This window comes from Mesorhizobium sp. M7A.F.Ca.CA.002.04.1.1 (assembly GCF_004022805.1).
Lineage (GTDB): Bacteria > Pseudomonadota > Alphaproteobacteria > Rhizobiales > Rhizobiaceae > Mesorhizobium > Mesorhizobium ciceri.
In genome coordinates this window covers 1-1,685 of the sequence record NZ_RZPL01000966.1, presented here as the reverse complement: position 1 = coordinate 1,685, position 1,685 = coordinate 1, and the positions used below count along the sequence as shown (strand labels likewise).

The following is a 1,685-nucleotide window of genomic DNA, read 5'->3' as shown; positions in this document are numbered from 1 at the left end:
GCCCGCTACCGCCGTGCCTATCCCGGCGTCGAGGTCTCTGCCATCGAGGACAATGGCGATTATCTCGAACACCTCCTGATCGGCGGCAAGCTCGACATTGCCGTCATGGTCACCTCCAATTTGCGCGACCGCACCGCGTTGCAGTCGGAAATCCTCGAAGTCTCGGCCTATCGGCTGTGGCTGCCGCTCGGTCATCCGCTCGTCGGCGCCGACATCATCAGCATTGGCGACATTGCCTCCGAAACGCTGATCATGCTGACCGTCGACGAGATCGAGGAGAATACCGGCAAGCTGCTGACGGCGATCGGCGCCAAGCCGCATGTCGCCTTCCGCACCCGTTCCGTGGAGGCCGTGCGCAGTCTGGTCGCCACCGGTGCCGGCGTGGCGCTGCTGCCCGATCTCGTCTACCGGCCCTGGTCGCTGGAAGGCGACCGCATCGAATCGCGCGATATTTCCGGCTCCTTGCCGGTGGTCCAGGTCGGCATGGTCTGGCGGCGCGGCTCCGGTCTGCCGCAGGCCGCGCGCGATTTCATCGGTCTTGCCCAGTCGCAACGGACGGTCCGCCAGCGTCCCTGAGACGCCGGCTGCACATCTATCGGAAAAACCGATATCGCCCTTCTGATAAATGAATTTGCGAAACCGGAATTTTCAAAGCACTTTCGGTTCAGGGACCAAAGCCGCCATCAGAGCGGCATCAAGCCCAACGGACGAACTGACAGTTTTCAGTCCGCGCGTGACCCCTAACGAAGACCGAAACCGGCTTTCAGGGTCAGGCGCCTAAATGGGAGATCGACAATGAATTCATTCCTGAAGTCATGCACTGCTCTGACGGTCGCGCTGACCTTTTCCGGTCAGGCCGTCGCCCAGGTCAAGGAACTTGGCAAGGGCGAAGGCCAGGTCAACATCGTTGCCTGGCCGGGCTACATCGAGCGCGGCGAAACCGACAAGGGCTATGACTGGGTGACTTCCTTCGAGAAGGAGACCGGCTGCAAGGTCAACGTCAAGACCGCCAACACCTCCGACGAGATGGTCTCGCTGATGAATGAGGGCGGCTTCGACCTCGTCACCGCTTCGGGCGATGCCTCGTTGCGCCTCGTTGCCGGCAAGCGCGTGCAGCCGATCAACACCGATCTCATCCCGAGCTGGAAGACGGTCGACGAGCGCCTCAAGGACGCGCCGTGGTTCACCGTCGGCGGCGCCCACTACGGCGTTCCCTACCAGTGGGGTCCCAACGTCCTGATGTACAACACCGACGTGTTCAAGGAGGCTCCCAAGAGCTGGAACATCGTCTTTGAGGAAATGAAGCTGCCGGACGGCAAGTCCAACAAGGGCCGCGTCCAGGCCTATGACGGGCCGATCCACATTGCGGATGCGGCCAACTATCTGATGTTCCACAAACCGGAACTCGGCATCAAGGATCCCTATGAACTGAACGAGGGCCAGTACAAGGCGGCGCTCGAATTGCTGCGCGTCCAACGCACACTGGTTGGCCGCTATTGGCACGACGCCGCCATCCAGGTCGACGATTTCCAGAACGAAGGCGTCGTCGCTTCCGGCTCGTGGCCGTATCAGGTCAACACGCTGGTCGCCGCCAAGAAGCCGGTCGCTTCCACCATCCCGGAGGAGGGCGCCACCGGTTGGGCCGACACCACCATGATGGAGGCCGACGCCGCCAACCCCAACTG

Annotated in this window: 2 protein-coding genes; both read left to right on the top strand. The window is 62.1% G+C overall.

Annotated features, from left to right (window positions below; genetic code table 11):
- Positions 1-576: LysR substrate-binding domain-containing protein (locus ENZ75_RS31070; protein ID WP_245481314.1), on the top strand; the 576-nt coding region annotated here is incomplete at its 5' end.
- A 219-nt stretch (positions 577-795) separates the two neighbouring features.
- Positions 796-1,685, top strand: an 890-nt coding sequence (locus ENZ75_RS31065) for an ABC transporter substrate-binding protein (protein WP_128278592.1), incomplete at its 3' end; no start/stop codon positions are given.